The sequence below is a fragment of the Vibrio sp. 378 genome, from assembly GCF_033339435.1.
In genome coordinates, this window is the sequence record NZ_JAWOUO010001078.1 from 1 (window position 1) to 537 (window position 537).

Consider the following 537-nt stretch of genomic DNA (forward strand, 5'->3'; position numbering starts at 1 on the left):
ACGCAGATCGTAACCATAATTGAGCAAGTTGAAGGTATTCAAGAACTCAGGGCCAAGTGGCGCGCTGACTTCCCTGCCCACTTCGCCAAACGCTTGAGTAATGGGCTGACCGGCTTGCAATACACGTTTGATGATGTCTAAGGCCTCTGGTAATTGCTCCTCAAATTTCATCAAACGGTCGGCAATTTTCTTTTGCAGATAAAAGTACGCAGAGACCCAACAAGCAACCGCAACCCCAGCGCACAAGTACCAGACTTGCCCCCACAAATAGAGCAGTAAACCGACCGCCACCCCAGATAAAAAGGTGAAGAAGATAACGCGGCTAAACCCCATCGAAATACCCGCGAGTTCGAGCTTTTTCTTAAAGCTTTCAAACAAGCTAAAACGTATCAACCATCGCTCTAGTGGCGAGAGATTCTTCAATGAGTTTTCTCTTAGCAGCGAGATACTCTCTTGATCGATATGCTTGTGGCTTTCGTGAATTCTCTTAATGAGCTGTTTGTGTTTCACCTTTTTACCCGCCGAAGGCAGGATCAA

At 46.7% G+C, this 537-nt stretch carries 1 protein-coding gene; it reads right to left on the reverse strand.

Features of this window, described 5'->3' with window-relative positions; genetic code table 11:
* The coding region (locus tag R7Q48_RS30460; RefSeq protein WP_411979319.1) for a type II secretion system F family protein at positions 1-537 on the reverse strand (537 nt) is incomplete at both ends.